This window comes from Paenibacillus sp. JT31N11 (genome assembly GCF_056269285.1).
Genome location: NZ_JBWDNQ010000005.1, coordinates 12,940 through 29,125, shown reverse-complemented (window position 1 = coordinate 29,125; position 16,186 = coordinate 12,940). Strand labels below are relative to the sequence as shown.

Genomic DNA, 16,186 nt, shown 5'->3' with positions numbered 1-16,186 from the left:
TGATCGTCAATTCCTGAATGAGACGCATAATACGCCCTTATCCTTAAAGATAAACTGTTTCTTCACTAGTTTAAACGATTATTTTCGACCGAAAGTTACAATTCATTAACGATTTGTGAATGCTGCCGGATAACCATTCTCCAATGCCTGTTTCTGCCGCTGAATAGCATAGATTTGGTAGTAGTAGAATACATTACATAGAGACTTTTAGTTGGGAAGGGTGATTATTCATGGCGCCGGATCCATCTTCAACCGGACTTGACCCCAAAGTAGCCGGACTGCTTTGTTACCTTGGCTGCTTCGTTACCGGGATATTATTTCTCATTCTCGAGAAAAAAAGCCGCTTCGTTAAATTTCATGCCCTGCAGTCCATCTTTGCCACTGTTGCTCTTATTGTTATTAATATTGTACTTGGTTTTATTCCCGTACTTGGCTGGCTTATCGGACTTCTTCTTACACCAGCCACCTTCGTGCTATGGATCGCGCTCATGCTGTTTGCTTTGCAGGGCCGTTGGTTTAAGTTACCCCTAATTGGCGACTATGCACAGGATCAAGCCGGAAAATTTTAAAGATGCACGAAGTTCCTTCAGCGATGCCATGGGCAGTGAGCCTATGTGTCAAATGTTCATTTACTCCGGGAGCTTGTCAGGCAAATTCAGCAGCTCGGGAACAGTAACGAACGTGTAACCCTGATTGGTCAGGTCGGGTATTAATTGTTTGAGTGCTGCGATCGTGTTGGATAAATGGTCCTTGCCGCCCGAACAGTGCTGCAAAATAATACCGCCGGGATACAGCTCTTTATGAATTAATGTCATGATTTCATCTGTCGGAGCGCCCGACCAATCCGTAGTATCAACGGACCAATCAATGATATCCATCCCCTTCCCGTGAATAGCTTTTTCCTCTTCCTTGGAAAGCGCCCCATAGGGAGGGCGGACTATGCCGGGATAGTAACCTACGATGGATTTCAATTCCTCCTGCGCATCGTCTATCTGCTTCAGCGCTTCCTCTGTTGGAATCTTGTCAAAATGCGGATGTGACCATGAATGATTGCCGATCACATGACCTTCCTTCTCAATACGGCGCACCATATCCGGATGTGCCTTCGCCTGGGTTCCAATAATAAAGAAAGTAGCCTTGATGTTGTTTTTCTTCAGGATGTCCAGAATTTTCGGAGTGGCTATCGAATCGGGGCCGTCGTCGAAGGTCAACGCCACTTTCTTTCCTTCAGATGGCCCGTCATAAAATATTTTATTGGGGCTTGGTTGAATGATAACCGGTTTATTGACGATAGGCTCCTCCTGTCGGGGCTTCTCCGGCTGAGCTGCGGCAATTGGGGTCATCTTTTCCTCCTTACCGGAAAAGTTATCACCAAACGCGACTATAGTTCCACTGATAACAAAAATGAGGAATAAAAAGGGGACGATTCTGACCATTCTGAGCTGCCTTCTGTTCATTCGATTCATTCGGTTCATTCTCATTCGAGTGACTCCTTTTAAGCTAACGCCAGTTGGAATAGAAGCTACTCTTAAGTTATAAACCTCAGATATCTCCGCAACGTCTATAATTTGCAACTAATTTGTATCTATTTAATGATCGGAATTATATTGAACCGTATTGTACTATCTATGATTGATGTGAAGAGTAATCCTCTTCGCATGAATAAGAAAGACAAACAAAAAAGACAGCCGCCATAAGCGACTGTCTTCATTGTTTTGAAAATGCTGTTTCCAATCTATTCCGTTGTGTATGGCAGCAAAGCTACTTGACGCGAACGTTTGATGGAAATGGTCAGCAGACGTTGGTACTTCGCACTTGTTCCGGTTACACGACGCGGAAGGATCTTCCCGCGTTCGCTGATAAATTTACGAAGCAAGTCCGTATCTTTATAGTCAATGTGTGTAATTTTGTTAGCAGTGAAGTAACATACTTTACGGCGCTTGTTACGGCCTTTACGGCCGCCGAATTTGCGTTCTGGACGCTCATCGCCACCACTATCTCTTTGTTTGAAACTCATTGTTCATCCGTCCTTTCATTTAGAATGGCAAATCATCTTCCGATATATCGATCGGGCGTCCGTCATCTGAGAACGGATCGCGATTGTCGTTCCTCGGTGATCCTCCGGAACGGCCTCCACCGCCTTGCGAACCTCCGCCGCCGTAGCCGCCGCCTTGATTGCCGCCACCTTGCGAGCTTCCTCCGCCTTGGCCGCCATAGCCGCCGCCTCCTCCACTGCTGCCTTCCTCACGCGAATTTCCGCCATCGCGGTTAGGAGACTCCAGAAAACGCACGTTATCAGCAATAACTTCCGTCACATAGACGCGCTTGCCTTCGTTGTTCTCATAGTTCCTGACCTGGATACGGCCCTCGACCGCGGTTAAACGGCCTTTGCGCAAGTAATTGGCGCATGTTTCAGCCAGCTGACGCCATGTGACAATCGGGATAAAATCCGCTTCCCTCTCGCCTTGACCACCACTGGTAAAAGGACGATCCACAGCAAGCGTAAATTGCGTTACCGCAACGCCCGCGGGTGTATAGCGCATTTCGGGGTCCTTTGTTAATCTGCCAATGAGAATAACCCGGTTCAACATCGTTTATCGCCTCCAATCGAACAATCCTTGCGTTAACGTATCGCTTGATTAAGCAACGTCTTTGACGATCAAATAACGGATAACTTCATCCGTAATTTTCATGACGCGGTCAATTTCAGCAATAACTTCAGAAGTTGCGTTGAAATGGACCAGTACATAAATACCGTCACGAATCTTATTGATCTCATACGCAAGTCGGCGTTTGCCCATCACGTCATGCTTTGTGACTTCTCCGCCGTTTCCGATGATGCCTTGGAACCTGTCGGTGATTGCTTGAACCGCCTCTTGTTCCGCATCTGGACGAATGATATACATCACTTCATATTTGCGCATTTGTTTCACCTCCTCTTGGACTAGCGGCCCCCGAAATGGGAGCAAGGAGCGAGTTTTAACTCGCATACCTAACTACTATATCAATTTACAGGGCTCCTGGCAAGCAAGCATTTGGGCTGCATCCTCTTCCGTATTCTTCCGTTCATGTTCTGCTGGCCGCATTCACACACTAATGTGCCGGGCTTATACAGCCTGCCAAATCTTATGTAGGTGGTGCCAAAGACAATGGGTGAATGGACCGAGTTCAGACCGGGTGACCGCGCTCCTAATGAAGGAACTTATATTGAGGTAGGAGAAGCTTCCTTCCATATGGGAATCAACAACCCCAAGAAGGTACATCTGGACAAAGGCGAGAAATTTCCAAGCACGTCCAACAGCGACCGCAAGTGGAAAAAGATGACTCATTAATCGAAGCTGGAAGAACCGGCTAATGCCGTCCTTAGGCGAGAGAGGCAGGCTTTTACCCTTAGAAATATAAGCAAAGTATAGATCGAAATTGTACTTTCTTATATTTTTAAAAAATTTCTTGCATAAGAAATCGTCCGGTGGAGCATCATAGGTTTGACGGTGTAAAGAGAGGTGTGGTTCCGTTGGACCTTATGGAGCAAGGACCGCAAGGTAATGTTGTTCACTCAGCTTAGAAGCAAAGGGTTGTGCCAAAGACATTGTCTGCAACACACATGCGCCGGATAAAAACGGCGTACCGAAGTTTCTAACCAAAAGCATGAAGTGTAATACGTGTGCCTATTCAATGAACCACCGTCAGGAAGAGCTCGCAAGAGCTCTTCTTTTATATTTATGCTGCAGGATGAAAATAAAAAAGACGATTCATGGATGAACCGTCATCTTAGGTAAGTTATGGCGGAGAGGGTGGGATTCGAACCCACGCACGCTGTGACACGCCTAACTGATTTCGAGTCAGCCCCCTTGGGCCTCTTGGGTACCTCTCCATTTGCGTCAGCGAGAATTATCATATCATGATGCCCGTCCGATTGCAAGCCAAATATTAGTGACTTTGCTCCCCGACCGGCCCATCCGGAGCTGCGGCTGATCGCAGCACTTTTTTCATGTTTTTCTCGAATTTTGCCCGGGGGATCAGTACACTGTGCTTGCAGCCCACGCACTTGATTCGAATGTCCATTCCCATCCGGATGATCTCCATCTCGTTGGTTCCACAAGGATGCGGTTTCTTCATTTGTACAACATCGCCGAGCTCAAATTGTTTACGCTCCATCCGCATTCTCTCCACTCTTTTTTCTGTTTCAACCGCTTTTTTTTTCAAACTCTCCTCTGCAGCTGCAAATCTTCAAATATGAACCTGATTATAACCGCCCTCCACCTGCTCAAACAATCCTCTTATTTCCACATGCTCATTCACAAGGATCTGGTTCACCTGGATCAGTTCTTCATCTGGAAAATGAATCGTCAGCGCACATCCGGCTGTAATTTCCTTCGGAGTGGGAAACAGGTCTATCTCAATATCGGCATATTCTAGCAGCATCTCCGCCCGCAGCGCCTGTTGTGTAGAATCAAAAGCAATCAGCATGCCTTGCGCCTCCGCTCATTTTTATCCTTATTAGTGGTACGGTGAACCGGCTGTGGACTCCTCTGCAGGCAGTGCAAGCGCCCTCCATCCCGTACAACGGAACTATGCTATGCAATGCGCACCTTTCTGATGTTTCAAGTATAAAATAGTTGTCCCATCCATATACTAGTAACACAGATAGACGGGAGGAGATTCTATGAAATTAGCAGGAACGAAAGATACCCCTTTGAAAGTGCCTTATACCGAGCCGAACGTCTCCGTCATGCTCGTCAATCGACTGATGTATCTGCTTGATCATGTGCCTTCAGACCGCAGGCTGGTTGTTGTCTGCGTGGGCACTGACCGCTCCACAGGCGACGCCCTGGGCCCTCTGGTAGGCGCCTCGCTCAGCAAGTACCGCAGTCCGTACTTCGACCTTTACGGCACGCTTGAAGAGCCTGTACACGCGATGAATCTGGATGAGACTCTCCAGGACATCAACCGTTTCGTCCACAAACCTTTTGTCATTGGAATTGATGCTTGCCTGGGCCAATCTACCAGCGTCGGATGCATCCAGGTGGGCAGCGGACCCGTTCGCCCCGGAGCCGGCGTAAATAAAGAACTGCCGCCTGTTGGTGACATCCATATTACGGGTATCGTCAACGTCGGCGGCTTCATGGAATATTTCGTCCTGCAAAATACCCGTCTTCATCTGGTTGTGCGTATGGCAGATATTATCGCGCAATGCCTTTTCTCGGCTATTGTCAAATCCGTTCGATCCGCTTCTATTCCGGCTGCGACGCCAGAGTAATCGCCTGCTGCTCCTCCGGAGTCAATGGATAGGGAGACTCTCCCCGCTTCAGCGGTTTGACGTACATAAACGTCTGATCGCGGCTATGAAGACCGGTCATGACCATACCGTCATTCTGTTCGTTCACAATGGCAAGTGAAAAGCTAAGATCATTGCCTCTCTCCGCAAAGGCGTTATAGCGCTGCAAGCCTATATTGCCCTTTTTCATTTTGAGCGCGTGCTCGAATGTTTGAAGAGCAGCACGCACAGCCGTGCTATTTTGCTCCTGCAGGTCGAGTCTTTCCTTAATGCTTATAATAACCTGTTCCAGATCATTTACACCGGTCTCACCCATAAACCGGGCATAGCTGGCTGAAAGCTTCTTCAATCTGCTGCCTAAACGTAACGTTCTAATGAAAAGAAACAGGACGGCAAGGACCAATGCGACCGTTACCCCATCCATCGGCCGTTGTATGACTACTTCCATCTTAAACTTCGCTCCCCCACTTGTCTGCCCATAAGAGCTGTCCTGTCAATTGTAATGCTGCTTGATTTCCTTGATCGCCTGAATGAATGCCTCAACCTCTTGCTCCGTTGTAAAGCAGCCTACACTTGCTCGGACTGCGCCCGTCTCCATCGTGCCGGCAGCCTGATGCGCGAGAGGCGTGCAATGAAAACCGGAGCGAACCGCTATTTTATAATGCTGATCCAGAATAAACGCTGTCTCGGAAGGATCGGCACCCTCAAGGACAAATGAGACAATTCCCGTTCTGGGCTTGCCTGCATCCGGCCCCAGCACCCTCACGCCATTCACGGCAATCAGCCCTTCCATCATCAACTGGGCCAACTGCCATTCCTTTTGATAAATCCTGGCTGCAGTTTCCTGCTGAACATACTGCACACCCGCTTTAAGTCCTGCCAGTCCAGGCGTGTTTTGCGTCCCTGCCTCATACCGGTCCGGCCGCACGGTTGGCTGTTCAGGCGACTCCGATTGACTGCCCGTACCGCCGTGCAGGAGCGGTTCCAGATCCACGGAGGGGTGAATATACAACCCGCCCGTTCCTTGAGGCCCCAGCAGCCCTTTATGGCCCGGAAACGCGAGCATATCCACTCCCATCGCCTCAACATCAATTTCAACCGCCCCTGCCGTTTGCGCAGCATCCACAAGCAATTTAACACCGCGTTTCCTGGTGATTTCCCCAAACTCTGCAACCGGCAAAATCGCCCCTGTCAGGTTGGAGCTGTGATTGGCAATAACAAGCCTTGTATGAGGCACGATAGCCTGCTCCACCTGTTTGGCAGCTACTCCACCCTGCTCGTCAGCTTCCACATAGGTGACGGCTATGCCCAGTGTCTTCTTTAACAGCTCCAAGGGACGGCGCACTGAATTATGTTCAACGCCGGTAGCAATGACATGATCGCCTGGTTTCACGAAACCTTTGATAGCGGTATTTAATGCCATGGTTGTATTCATCGCAAATGCTATATCGTTGGGATTGGATATATGAAACAATTTAGCAATCGTCTTTCTGGTATCGAACAAGATTCTACTGGCCCGTACAGCCATCTGATGACTGCCTCTGCCCGGATTGGCCGCATCATGCTCCATTGCCTTGACAACCGCATCGATAACGCTTGGCGGCTTTGGCCATGAGGTGGCGGCATGATCCAAATAGATGACGGGATCTTGATCATCTGCACGCATCGGCAGTACCACTCCTTTTATTAAGTATCGTAGATTATATTCTTCTATTATATAGGAACATCAAAGAAGGAACTGTTAGGAACATGCTTCTCAGGCACAGCAGGCTTCTTCACGCTCGACAATATACAAAGTATAACCTGATAATATACTTTCATAGGTTTCAAGAAGAACCTGTTCTGTCACACCTTTGACAGCAGCGTTAATCCCCCCTCAATCCTCATAAAAAATGACAGGAATGAAACCAAAAAGCACTTGCTGTCGCTATCCTGGCGACTGGGTCGTTTTATTCACTAACCATCAGAATACTGAGGTCTGGCCTGGTTTCGCCTGTTATTCAAGAATTCCAAGCCGCTCCTCTTAATAATAGCATACTTAAGCATCAACCTTAAATCTCAAGGCTCCGCTCAAGTATGCTATAAAGGCCGCGCTATTTTTGTCCGATTGCTGACCTCAGGGTGAACAACAAAACGTCAACCCCGCTAAAACCATGTACCATGTAAAATCGATAATCAATGCATTCTGTTGCATTGGCTTTCCCTGTATTTCATTGTCCATAGCATCATCGTATGGCAGCAATTACTTTCCCCATTATATCTATTCATCTAGCCGCTTTATTCAAAGTCAGAAGTGTTTAGATCAGTTACCCATTAAATCCGATAATTTATTGCAGTAGTTCAAGAAGACGTTCCAAATCCTGCTTATTGTAATACATCAATTCAATTTTTCCCTTGTCCTTCTGCTGTTTGATTTTTACAGTTGTCTTAAACTGCTCTCTCAATGTCTCTTCCAGCTGTTCGATATAAGGATCACGCTTGCTGGCTGTTGTCTTGGCTGGTTTAGCCTGATTACGATCATCCAGAGATTGAATGGCTGCTTCCAGATCACGGACACTCCACTCGTTGGCAATAGATAATTCGGCCAACTCTTTCTTCCTTTGATCCTCTTTCACCCCAACCAGTGCTCTTGCGTGTCCCATTGACAATGTTCCACGTGAAACATTTTCTTTAATTGAGTCGGGCAAGGTGAGCAGGCGCAGAAAATTAGCGATATGCGACCTGGATTTCCCTACCTTCATGGAAAGCTCTTCCTGTGTTAAATTAAATTTGTCCATTAATGCCTGGTAAGCCAATGAAAGCTCAATAGCATTCAGATCTTCACGCTGCAGGTTCTCAATCAAAGCGATTTCCATTACCTGTTGATCGGAGAAGCTTCGAACAACCGCAGGTATGGTCGTATTCCCGCAAAGCTGGGAAGCGCGAAAACGTCGTTCACCAGCTATAATTTCATAGCCTTTTAGCACAGTCCTTACGATAATAGGTTGAATAATGCCATGCTGCCTTATTGATTCAGCAAGCTCCTTAATCGCTTCTTCATCGAATGTTTTCCTTGGCTGATAGGGATTGGGACGCAGCTGAGACAAGGGAATTTCAATGACTTTATCATCTTCATTTACAGAAAGCGATGGGATAAGAGCATCAAGTCCTCTACCTAGTCGCTTGCTCATACATGATCACTTCCTTCGCAAGTTCAAGATAAACTTCGGCTCCTTTGGATCTTGGATCATACGTAATAATGGATTGACCATGAGAAGGAGCTTCACTCAATCTGACATTCCGCGGAATAATGGTTTGATAAACCTTTTGTTGAAAATATTTTTTGACTTCCTCAATAACCTGAATGCCCAGATTGGTCCTTGCATCAAACATCGTAAGCAGCACCCCTTCAATCTGAAGAGAGGTGTTCAGATGCTTTTGGACAAGCCTCACTGTGTTTAATAGCTGGCTCAATCCTTCAAGCGCATAATATTCACATTGAATAGGAATAATCACCGAATCAGAAGCGGTCAAAGAGTTGATGGTAAGGATCCCGAGTGAAGGCGGACAATCAATCAATATATAATCATACTGATTTTTCACTAGAGCAAGAGATTTCTTCAATCGCAGCTCACGCGAAATAGTAGGCACCAACTCAATTTCCGCACCTGCGAGCTGAATCGTAGCAGGAATAATATTTAAACCCTCTATATTAGTAGGCACGGTTGCATCATTCGGATGAACGTCATTAATAAGCACATCATAAATACAATATGCCACATCGGCCTTATTGATTCCAATTCCACTGGTTGTATTGCCCTGCGGATCTATATCCACCAACAGAACCTTCTTGCCAAGCGATGCCAGACAAGCACCCAGGTTGACTGACGTTGTCGTTTTCCCGACACCGCCCTTCTGGTTCGTTATCGCAATCGTTTTAGACAAACCTTTCACCTCTATAGTTAGCTTGATATTCTTCTCAAACCCATTTCTTTGAAAATGAGTTTTCATTCTGTATGAATAGGGTAAATGTTTTTCAATTAGACAAAATGGCGATGCCGCCCGATAAACACGGACGGCCATGGTTGCCATTATGAAATGAATCAAAAAGAAACGGCTGAGCCGTTCTGGCGGCTTAGTTAGTTTTTCCCCTCAGAAATATAAAAAATAGTATGAACTATAATTTATACTTTCTGATATTTCAAGAAACGGCTGCGTGACATTTCAGTGGAATCCAACCCAGCGAATATCAATAAGGCCAACCTAATAAATGTATGCCTTAGAATATTTGAAGTAATGGTTGGTCTATTTGTGTTGCCCTTAAAATTTATCAGCGTTTTGGAATTTTTATGACAATCTCGTAATGATCTTCATAGTCTTTTTCATTGGTCTTGATCTGCAGCCCCGAGCCCGAAACCATATCAATGGACTGCCTGATTGTATTAAGAGCTAAACGAACATCTTTCGTAAAGGAAACTCGTTTCGATTTTCCGGCTTTTGTTACTTCCTTGTAGAAAGCGACACGGGCTTCGGTCTGCTTGACGTTCAGTTCCTTGGAAAGGACATCATTTAATACCTTCGCCTGGAGTTCTTCCGTATCCAGCCCGAGCATTGCTCTGGCATGTCTTTCCGTAATTTTCCGTTCCATCAGAGCCGTCTTCACTATTTCGCCAAGACCTAACAATCGAATCTTGTTGGCAATCGTAGATTGGCTCTTTCCTAACCTCTGAGCCAGACTCTCCTGAGTAAGGTTATGTAGATCAATCAATTTCTGATAGGCGATTGCTTCTTCAATAGCCGAGAGCCCTTCACGCTGAAGATTCTCAATTAATGCAATCGATGCTGCTTGAGAATCATTAAATTCGCGAATAATTGCAGGAATCGTTTCAAGACCAAGTTTTTTAACAGCTCGATATCGACGCTCGCCTGCTATGATTTCATAACGCTTATTGCGAATTCTCACAACGATCGGCTGAATGACGCCATGGGTCTTAATGGTTTGACTCAGTTCATCAATCCGATCATCGTCAAATACAGTTCGCGGTTGATAAGGACTGGCATCAATTTCACCTATGGCGATATGCTTCACTTCATCCTGATTACTGCTCTTTGGATCGGCTAGGCCGAATAACCTGGAAAATTGTTCTTTCATCGCTTCAACTACCACCCGAATTCAAAGTGCCGAGTATTGTCGTTATTACTAATTCGTCGGCTGAAAGTTGATTTCCTGCTTGACATAGGGATAATGTAATAAAAAAGCCGACGTTAATGTTTCACGTGGAACATTTCAATTCAAACCAAAGGCTGCTTAAGCGGCAACCCCGCTTTGCGAGGATATTGTAATGGAGTTGCGCCTTTTTTATCAATGACAATGATACTTCGATCAGCCTGTTCGAAAGGAAGCTTGAACAGATGAGTTTCACGCAACTGGCCTTTGAGCAAAGCCATGCTCTTCCTTGCTTCCAGCAGTTCTTCTTCTGAGTTGGCACCCTTCATGGCGGCAAAAACACCGGCGATCCTGGCAAAGGGCAGGCAAAGCTCATTAAGCGCACTTAACCTCGCTACCGCACGAGCTGTTACCAAATCATAAGCATCACGCTGGCCGGGAAGCCTTGCAACATCCTCTGCTCTTCCATGAATGCATGTAAAGTCAGCAAGCTTCAATTCCGCAGCCACATGCTGCAAAAATTGAATCCGTTTATTTAAAGAATCGACAATTGTTACTTTCAGGTGAGGAAAACAAATTTTTAGCGGAATGCTTGGAAACCCTGCCCCGGAGCCGATATCTGCCAATGAACTTACCGCTCCCATATCCAGAAAGAAAGAAAGAGAAAGCGAGTCGTAGAAGTGCTTCTCGTACACCGCTTCTCTTTCTGTAATACCGGTTAAATTCATTTTTTCATTCCATTCGATAAGCAGGTGGTAATACTGATCGAATTGCTTCACCTGGTAGTCGGAAATCATTATATTATTATCGTGCAGCAGCTGCACAAACCATTGTTCTGTTTGATCCATTATTACCCCCGCGCAGCTGTCACCCTATTGTAATGTTCAAGATGGACAAGAAGAATAGAAAGATCGGCTGGTGTAACACCCGATATTCTTGACGCTTGCCCAATGGAAAGCGGACGAATCAAGGCAAGCTTCTGCTTTGCTTCTATCGCAATCCCATGCACGAGCGAATAATCGATATCCTCCGGTATCCGTTTCTTTTCCATTTTTCCGAGACGTTCAACCTGGACCAGCTGTTTTTCGATATAACCAGCGTATTTAATCTGGATCTCGACCTGCTCCTTCATCTCTTCTGTAAGCTCGAACGGAGAAGGAATAAAAGGTTCAATATGGGCGTAAGTCAATTCCGGACGGCGAAGCAGCGTTAAGGCATCCGTTGTAAATTGCAGCGGCGTCGAATTAAGCTCCGTAAGAACAGGTTCAATGTCTTCCGGTTTGATTTTCGCTGTTTTCAATCGTTCAATCTCTTGTTCAACCAACGCTTTTTTGCGCAAAAACCGTTCGTGACGCGCTCCAGGAATCAGCCCGATTTCGTAACCAAGCGGCGTCAATCGCAGATCCGCATTGTCATGTCTAAGCAGCAGCCGGTATTCGGCACGCGATGTAAGTAGGCGGTAAGGCTCATTGGTTCCTTTCGTCACCAAATCATCGATGAGGACGCCAATATATCCTTGCGCACGGCCGATTATGACAGGCTCAAGCTTCTGCACTTTACGTGCTGCATTAATGCCTGCCATAATGCCTTGGCCTGCTGCCTCCTCATAACCGGAGGTGCCATTAATTTGTCCGGCTGTAAATAAACCCGGTACAATCTTCGTTTCGAGCGAAGGCCAGAGCTGCGTAGGAACCACGGCATCGTATTCGATGGCATATCCGGTCCGCATCATCTCCACTTTTTCCAGACCAGGGATCGAACGCAGAATGCTTAATTGGACATCTTCCGGCATACTTGTCGATAATCCCTGCACATAATACTCCGATGTGTTCTTTCCTTCCGGCTCGAGGAAGATCTGATGCTTCGGTTTGTCGGCGAAACGAACAATCTTGTCTTCAATCGACGGACAATACCGTGGACCGGTTCCTTCAATCTGACCCGAAAACAAGGGAGAACGATGGAGATTATCATTGATGATCCGATGCGTCTCTTCGGAGGTGTAGGTCAACCAGCACGGCAATTGTTCATTGTCGGAAGATACCGTGTCGTAGGAGAAGAATTTAGGCTTCTCGTCGCCGGGCTGAATTTCCGTTTTGCTAAAATCAATCGTGTCTCCATGTACCCTTGGCGGCGTACCTGTTTTGAATCGTACCAGTTCAAGGCCGAGTTCCTTCAAACTGGCCGACAGCTTGACAGAAGGCTGTTGATTATTGGGGCCGCTCTCGTACATCAGCTCACCCATAATAACTTTACCGCGAAGGTAGGTTCCTGTTGTCACTACAACAGCTTTCGCCCGGTAGACAGCTCCGGTCTTCGTGACTACCCCTACACATGCCCCGTCCTCAATTACCAGCTCCTCCACCATCCCTTGACGAAGTGTCAGATGGTCGGTCTCCTCGATTGTCTTCTTCATAAAATGCTGGTACATAAATTTGTCAGCTTGTGCACGCAGTGCATGAACAGCAGGCCCTTTACCTGTATTCAGCATCCTCATTTGAATAAACGTTTTATCGATGTTGCGTCCCATTTCTCCGCCAAGCGCATCAATTTCGCGAACGACATGCCCTTTAGCCGGTCCGCCAATCGATGGATTACATGGCATAAAGGCAACCATATCCAAATTGATTGTCAGCAGCAGCGTTTCGCTTCCCATCCGGGCGGCTGCAAGTGCCGCTTCACAGCCGGCATGACCTGCTCCTACAACAATGACATCGTATTGTCCTGCTTCATAACCCATTTTTCATAAACCCTCCTTGCTTCATAAAATTATTTACCTAAACAGAACTGAGAGAAGATTTGATCAATTAGAGACTCAGATACCGAATCGCCTAGCAATTCTCCAAGCTGCTCCCATGCCAGACGAACATCTATTTGCACAATATCAATGGGAATGCCAATTTCCGTAGCATCCATTGCATCAATAAGAGATTGCTTTGCATGTCCAAGCAGCGTTATATGCCTGACATTGCTCACGTAGGTCAGATCCGCTGATTCCAGCTGTCCATTAAAGAACATCCGGCTGATCGCCTGCTCAAGGTGATCCAATCCGGTTTCCTGCAGTACAGATAATCGAAGGATCGATTCCGGAGAAAACAACTCTTCAATCTCTGATGTATCCATTGCCTGGGGCAAATCAGTCTTGTTCAAGAGAACGATAACCTGCCGCCCGCGAAGCTGCTCCATCAACAGCCGGTCGTCCTCATGCAGCGGCTCCCCGGCATTGAGCATAAACAAAATTAAATCGGCATCGGCAAGTGCGGATCTTGAACGTTCCACACCAATCTTCTCGACAACATCGGTAGTCTCCCGGATGCCTGCCGTATCAAGCAGTCTCAGCGGAATGCCGCCGATTGTGACAAATTCCTCGATCACATCCCGGGTAGTACCGGCGATTTCTGTCACGATAGCCTTATTCTCCTGCACCAACGCATTCAGCAGTGAGGACTTGCCGACATTGGGCCGCCCTACAATGGCCGTCACAATGCCTTCTCTTAATATTTTGCCTTCAGCAGCGGTTTTTAGCAACAGGTTGATTTCGTCAATTGCCTCCCTGCTGCGTTGGCAAATATATGCATTAGTCATTTCCGTTACATCATGCTCCGGATAATCGATATTGACTTCAATATGCGCGAGAAGCTCGACAAGTGAATGGCGCAAGGCTTTGACCTTTTTCGACAGCGCGCCTTCTGCCTGCTTCATGGCAACAGTGAACGCCCGGTCCGATTTGGAGCGTATCAGATCGATAACGGCTTCAGCCTGCGTCAAATCGATTCTCCCATTCAAGAAGGCCCGCTTTGTAAACTCGCCTGGCTCTGCGATCCGCACAGACCCTTCCTTTAGCAAAAGCTCCAGAACGCGCTTGACCGCAACCACGCCTCCGTGTGTGCTCAGCTCCACAACATCCTCGGCCGTGAAGGAACGCGGCCCCCTCAGGACGGTCAACAACAGCTCCTCCACGACTTCGCCGCTGGCCGGATTCACAATATGACCGTAATGAACAGTATGCGAGGGCGCTTCCTCTATATTCGACTTTGACCGGAACAGCTTTGCCGTTTCACGGACGGCTTCATTTCCGCTTACCCGTATAACGGCAATGCCGCCCTCTCCGACAGCTGTCGAAATGGCGGCAATCGTATCTTCATTCATCATGACGTTATAAAGCCTCCAACCCTTTCTTTCTAAAGAAAAGTACTCCGTTCATTCAAAACAAAACGAGCAATGACCGTTAAAGAGCCATTGCTGGGAAGAAGTTGTGTTATCCAAGTGTTTATTTAAGTGTAATCACAACACGCCGATTGGGTTCGTCGCCTTTGCTGAACGTTTTTATCTTGGCGTGATTCTGGAGCTGCGAATGAATAATCTTCCGCTCATGAGGCGACATCGGTTCAAGAACCACTTCTTTTCTTGAACGAATGACCTGCCCTGCCAGTCGATCGGATAAATCCTCCAGCGTCTTGCGTCTGCGTTCCCGAAAATCCTCAGCATCGAGCACGATGCGAAGATGGCTGTCGGCATAACGGTTAGCTACGATGTTAACCAAATATTGCAAAGCATCAAGTGTTTGACCCCGCCGGCCAATGAGCATACCAAGATCTCCACTCCCAGACAGCGAGAGAACCAGCCCGTCCCTCGAATTATGACGGTCAATCGTGATCGTAAGTCCCATCGTACCCGCCACTTCGGTGACAAATCGCTCAGCTTCCGCAATAGGATCGATTGTTTCCTGCCGAGATTCCGGCAGTTCCACCGGCACCGGCTCTGGCTCGGGCAGCAGCGTAAGCTCTACCCTGGCCGCCCGCACACCAATCAACCCGAACAACCCTCTGGAGGGCTGTTCAAGCACGGACACGTTTACACGGTCCGCCGTAACTTGTAACTCCGTTAATCCGTTTCGTACAGCATCTTCGATCGTTTTGCCCGATGCTACGGTTTTCTTCATTTCGCAGGTACACTCTCCTTACCCTTGGTTGAGGTGCGTACGTACAGAAAATAGTTTTGAACAATGGTATAAATGTTGCTGAAAATCCAGTACAGAGGCAGCGCAGCCGGGAATGACAGCGCCATAACGAAGATCAGGACCGGGAATATCATCATGATCCCCTGCATGGCCGGCATTGCTTTTTGCTGAGACTGCATCATCTTGGACTGGACGAAAGTCGTTATCGCTGCAAGAACCGGCAGGACGTAATACGGATCCTTCTCTCCCAGCTGCAGCCACAAAAAAGTATGTTCCCGTATGTTTTCATTCATATAAATCGAGTTGTAAAGCGCGATAAAGATAGGCATCTGCACAAGAAGCGGCAAACAGCCAGCCAGCGGATTAACCTTATGCTGCTGGAAAAGCTTCATGGTTTCTTCCTGCTGCTTCTGCGGATTATCCTTGTTTTTTTCTTTTATCTTGGCAAGCTCAGGCTGCAGGGCCTGCATCGCCTTGGAACTGCGGTACTGCTTCAGTGTCAGAGGCAGAATGATCGTCCGGACAATGACAACCATCAATAGAATGGCGATGCCGTATTCGCCGCCAAACCATTTGGCGAAATTCTCAAGAGTCAATGAAAAGTAATAAACGACATTCCTCTGCCAGAAATTCCCGTTTGCCAGCTGATCCATGGATACCGGATGTGTGGTGGACGAGCAGCCGCTCAGCAGCAGCATCACTGCAGCTAACGCGAAAAAAGTAAACCAGGTACGTTTCGAAATACGGGACAACATGTAAAACTCCTCTCTCTGGCACCATCAAGCATGATGACCGGGCGGGTCAA

General features: G+C 47.2%; 19 protein-coding genes and 1 tRNA gene. 3 read left to right on the top strand and 17 right to left on the bottom strand.

Annotation, left to right across the window (positions count from 1 at the left end; translation table 11 throughout):
- Window positions 1-230: 230 nt before the first annotated feature.
- The gene (locus AC0YNV_RS18755; protein ID WP_210046616.1) at window positions 231-569 is read left to right on the top strand and encodes a DUF4870 domain-containing protein; all 339 of its coding nucleotides are present in this window, start codon (window positions 231-233) and stop codon (window positions 567-569) included.
- Between the two features lie 60 nt (window positions 570-629).
- On the opposite strand, the gene AC0YNV_RS18750 is transcribed toward AC0YNV_RS18755, so the two are convergent.
- The 4 genes from AC0YNV_RS18750 to rpsF all read right to left on the bottom strand — a co-directional run bounded on the left by AC0YNV_RS18750 (window position 630) and on the right by rpsF (window position 2,924).
- Window positions 630-1,343: a polysaccharide deacetylase family protein gene (locus tag AC0YNV_RS18750; protein WP_475769392.1), complete on the bottom strand. Its 714-nt coding sequence runs from the start codon at window positions 1,341-1,343 to the stop codon at window positions 630-632.
- 392 nt (window positions 1,344-1,735) lie between these two features.
- Complete coding sequence (gene rpsR / locus AC0YNV_RS18745; RefSeq protein WP_189000309.1) at window positions 1,736-2,017, bottom strand: 30S ribosomal protein S18; 282 nt, start codon at window positions 2,015-2,017, stop codon at window positions 1,736-1,738.
- 19 nt (window positions 2,018-2,036) lie between these two features.
- Window positions 2,037-2,591 carry a single-stranded DNA-binding protein gene (gene ssb, locus AC0YNV_RS18740; RefSeq protein WP_210046614.1) on the bottom strand — a complete coding sequence of 185 codons (555 nt, stop codon included), beginning with the start codon at window positions 2,589-2,591 and terminating at the stop codon, window positions 2,037-2,039.
- Window positions 2,592-2,639: 48 nt separating this feature from the next.
- Entirely contained in the window at window positions 2,640-2,924 is a 285-nt protein-coding gene (rpsF, locus tag AC0YNV_RS18735) for a 30S ribosomal protein S6 (protein ID WP_475769391.1), read from the bottom strand.
- Window positions 2,925-3,149: 225 nt separating this feature from the next.
- Between rpsF and AC0YNV_RS18730 the strand changes: the two genes are divergently transcribed.
- Complete coding sequence (locus AC0YNV_RS18730; protein WP_475769390.1) at window positions 3,150-3,332, top strand: YjzC family protein; 183 nt, start codon at window positions 3,150-3,152, stop codon at window positions 3,330-3,332.
- Window positions 3,333-3,783: 451 nt separating this feature from the next.
- Here the strand turns inward: AC0YNV_RS18730 and AC0YNV_RS18725 are convergent.
- From AC0YNV_RS18725 to AC0YNV_RS18715, 3 genes are all read right to left on the bottom strand, one after another.
- Window positions 3,784-3,874, bottom strand: a tRNA-Ser gene (locus AC0YNV_RS18725).
- A gap of 56 nt (window positions 3,875-3,930) precedes the next feature.
- Window positions 3,931-4,158 carry a DUF951 domain-containing protein gene (locus AC0YNV_RS18720; RefSeq protein ID WP_210046611.1) on the bottom strand — a complete coding sequence of 76 codons (228 nt, stop codon included), beginning with the start codon at window positions 4,156-4,158 and terminating at the stop codon, window positions 3,931-3,933.
- 72 nt (window positions 4,159-4,230) lie between these two features.
- Window positions 4,231-4,470 (bottom strand): putative Se/S carrier protein, encoded by a 240-nt coding sequence (locus tag AC0YNV_RS18715; protein WP_210046610.1) that lies wholly within the window; start codon window positions 4,468-4,470, stop codon window positions 4,231-4,233.
- Between the two features lie 196 nt (window positions 4,471-4,666).
- On the opposite strand from AC0YNV_RS18715, the gene yyaC reads away from it, so the two are divergent.
- Window positions 4,667-5,260, top strand: a complete 594-nt coding sequence (gene yyaC / locus AC0YNV_RS18710) for a spore protease YyaC (protein ID WP_210046609.1) — start codon at window positions 4,667-4,669, stop codon at window positions 5,258-5,260.
- On the opposite strand, the gene AC0YNV_RS18705 is transcribed toward yyaC, so the two are convergent.
- From AC0YNV_RS18705 to AC0YNV_RS18660, 10 genes are all read right to left on the bottom strand, one after another.
- Window positions 5,235-5,726: a DUF4446 family protein gene (locus AC0YNV_RS18705; RefSeq protein ID WP_475769389.1), complete on the bottom strand. Its 492-nt coding sequence runs from the start codon at window positions 5,724-5,726 to the stop codon at window positions 5,235-5,237. The two genes, yyaC and AC0YNV_RS18705, sit on opposite strands and share 26 nt — an antisense overlap.
- Window positions 5,727-5,771: 45 nt before the next feature.
- Entirely contained in the window at window positions 5,772-6,944 is a 1,173-nt protein-coding gene (locus tag AC0YNV_RS18700; protein WP_475769388.1) for an aminotransferase class V-fold PLP-dependent enzyme, read from the bottom strand.
- Window positions 6,945-7,605: 661 nt separating this feature from the next.
- On the bottom strand, window positions 7,606-8,448 hold the full coding sequence (locus AC0YNV_RS18695) for a ParB/RepB/Spo0J family partition protein (RefSeq protein WP_475769387.1): 843 nt from the start codon (window positions 8,446-8,448) through the stop codon (window positions 7,606-7,608).
- Window positions 8,429-9,202, bottom strand: a complete 774-nt coding sequence (locus tag AC0YNV_RS18690) for a ParA family protein (protein ID WP_210046640.1) — start codon at window positions 9,200-9,202, stop codon at window positions 8,429-8,431. Before AC0YNV_RS18690 ends, AC0YNV_RS18695 begins: the two co-directional genes overlap by 20 nt.
- Window positions 9,203-9,587: 385 nt before the next feature.
- A complete protein-coding gene (noc, locus tag AC0YNV_RS18685; RefSeq protein ID WP_210046605.1) occupies window positions 9,588-10,409 on the bottom strand; it encodes a nucleoid occlusion protein in 822 nt (273 codons plus the stop codon).
- Window positions 10,410-10,549: 140 nt separating this feature from the next.
- A complete protein-coding gene (gene rsmG, locus AC0YNV_RS18680; RefSeq protein ID WP_475769386.1) occupies window positions 10,550-11,272 on the bottom strand; it encodes a 16S rRNA (guanine(527)-N(7))-methyltransferase RsmG in 723 nt (240 codons plus the stop codon).
- A 2-nt stretch (window positions 11,273-11,274) separates the two neighbouring features.
- Window positions 11,275-13,161 carry a tRNA uridine-5-carboxymethylaminomethyl(34) synthesis enzyme MnmG gene (gene mnmG / locus AC0YNV_RS18675; protein ID WP_475769385.1) on the bottom strand — a complete coding sequence of 629 codons (1,887 nt, stop codon included), beginning with the start codon at window positions 13,159-13,161 and terminating at the stop codon, window positions 11,275-11,277.
- 29 nt (window positions 13,162-13,190) lie between these two features.
- The gene (gene mnmE / locus AC0YNV_RS18670) at window positions 13,191-14,570 is read right to left on the bottom strand and encodes a tRNA uridine-5-carboxymethylaminomethyl(34) synthesis GTPase MnmE (RefSeq protein ID WP_475769695.1); all 1,380 of its coding nucleotides are present in this window, start codon (window positions 14,568-14,570) and stop codon (window positions 13,191-13,193) included.
- Window positions 14,571-14,691: 121 nt separating this feature from the next.
- Complete coding sequence (jag, locus tag AC0YNV_RS18665) at window positions 14,692-15,363, bottom strand: RNA-binding cell elongation regulator Jag/EloR (protein WP_475769384.1); 672 nt, start codon at window positions 15,361-15,363, stop codon at window positions 14,692-14,694.
- Window positions 15,360-16,136, bottom strand: a complete 777-nt coding sequence (locus AC0YNV_RS18660) for a YidC/Oxa1 family membrane protein insertase (protein WP_210046601.1) — start codon at window positions 16,134-16,136, stop codon at window positions 15,360-15,362. Before AC0YNV_RS18660 ends, jag begins: the two co-directional genes overlap by 4 nt.
- Window positions 16,137-16,186: the final 50 nt, after the last annotated feature.

Excerpts from the sequence above, each read along its gene's own strand:
- AC0YNV_RS18755 (WP_210046616.1), top strand. The coding sequence starts at position 231 with ATGGCGCCGGATCCATCTTCAACCGGACTTGACCCCAAAGTAGCCGGA.
- AC0YNV_RS18750 (WP_475769392.1), bottom strand. The coding sequence starts at position 1,343 with ATGACCCCAATTGCCGCAGCTCAGCCGGAGAAGCCCCGACAGGAGGAG.
- rpsR (WP_189000309.1), bottom strand. The coding sequence starts at position 2,017 with ATGAGTTTCAAACAAAGAGATAGTGGTGGCGATGAGCGTCCAGAACGC.
- ssb (WP_210046614.1), bottom strand. The coding sequence starts at position 2,591 with ATGTTGAACCGGGTTATTCTCATTGGCAGATTAACAAAGGACCCCGAA.
- rpsF (WP_475769391.1), bottom strand. The coding sequence starts at position 2,924 with ATGCGCAAATATGAAGTGATGTATATCATTCGTCCAGATGCGGAACAA.
- AC0YNV_RS18730 (WP_475769390.1), top strand. The coding sequence starts at position 3,150 with ATGGGTGAATGGACCGAGTTCAGACCGGGTGACCGCGCTCCTAATGAA.
- AC0YNV_RS18720 (WP_210046611.1), bottom strand. The coding sequence starts at position 4,158 with ATGGAGCGTAAACAATTTGAGCTCGGCGATGTTGTACAAATGAAGAAA.
- AC0YNV_RS18715 (WP_210046610.1), bottom strand. The coding sequence starts at position 4,470 with ATGCTGATTGCTTTTGATTCTACACAACAGGCGCTGCGGGCGGAGATG.
- yyaC (WP_210046609.1), top strand. The coding sequence starts at position 4,667 with ATGAAATTAGCAGGAACGAAAGATACCCCTTTGAAAGTGCCTTATACC.
- AC0YNV_RS18705 (WP_475769389.1), bottom strand. The coding sequence starts at position 5,726 with ATGGAAGTAGTCATACAACGGCCGATGGATGGGGTAACGGTCGCATTG.
- AC0YNV_RS18700 (WP_475769388.1), bottom strand. The coding sequence starts at position 6,944 with ATGCGTGCAGATGATCAAGATCCCGTCATCTATTTGGATCATGCCGCC.
- AC0YNV_RS18695 (WP_475769387.1), bottom strand. The coding sequence starts at position 8,448 with ATGAGCAAGCGACTAGGTAGAGGACTTGATGCTCTTATCCCATCGCTT.
- noc (WP_210046605.1), bottom strand. The coding sequence starts at position 10,409 with ATGAAAGAACAATTTTCCAGGTTATTCGGCCTAGCCGATCCAAAGAGC.
- rsmG (WP_475769386.1), bottom strand. The coding sequence starts at position 11,272 with ATGGATCAAACAGAACAATGGTTTGTGCAGCTGCTGCACGATAATAAT.
- mnmG (WP_475769385.1), bottom strand. The coding sequence starts at position 13,161 with ATGGGTTATGAAGCAGGACAATACGATGTCATTGTTGTAGGAGCAGGT.
- mnmE (WP_475769695.1), bottom strand. The coding sequence starts at position 14,570 with ATGAATGAAGATACGATTGCCGCCATTTCGACAGCTGTCGGAGAGGGC.
- jag (WP_475769384.1), bottom strand. The coding sequence starts at position 15,363 with ATGAAGAAAACCGTAGCATCGGGCAAAACGATCGAAGATGCTGTACGA.
- AC0YNV_RS18660 (WP_210046601.1), bottom strand. The coding sequence starts at position 16,136 with ATGTTGTCCCGTATTTCGAAACGTACCTGGTTTACTTTTTTCGCGTTA.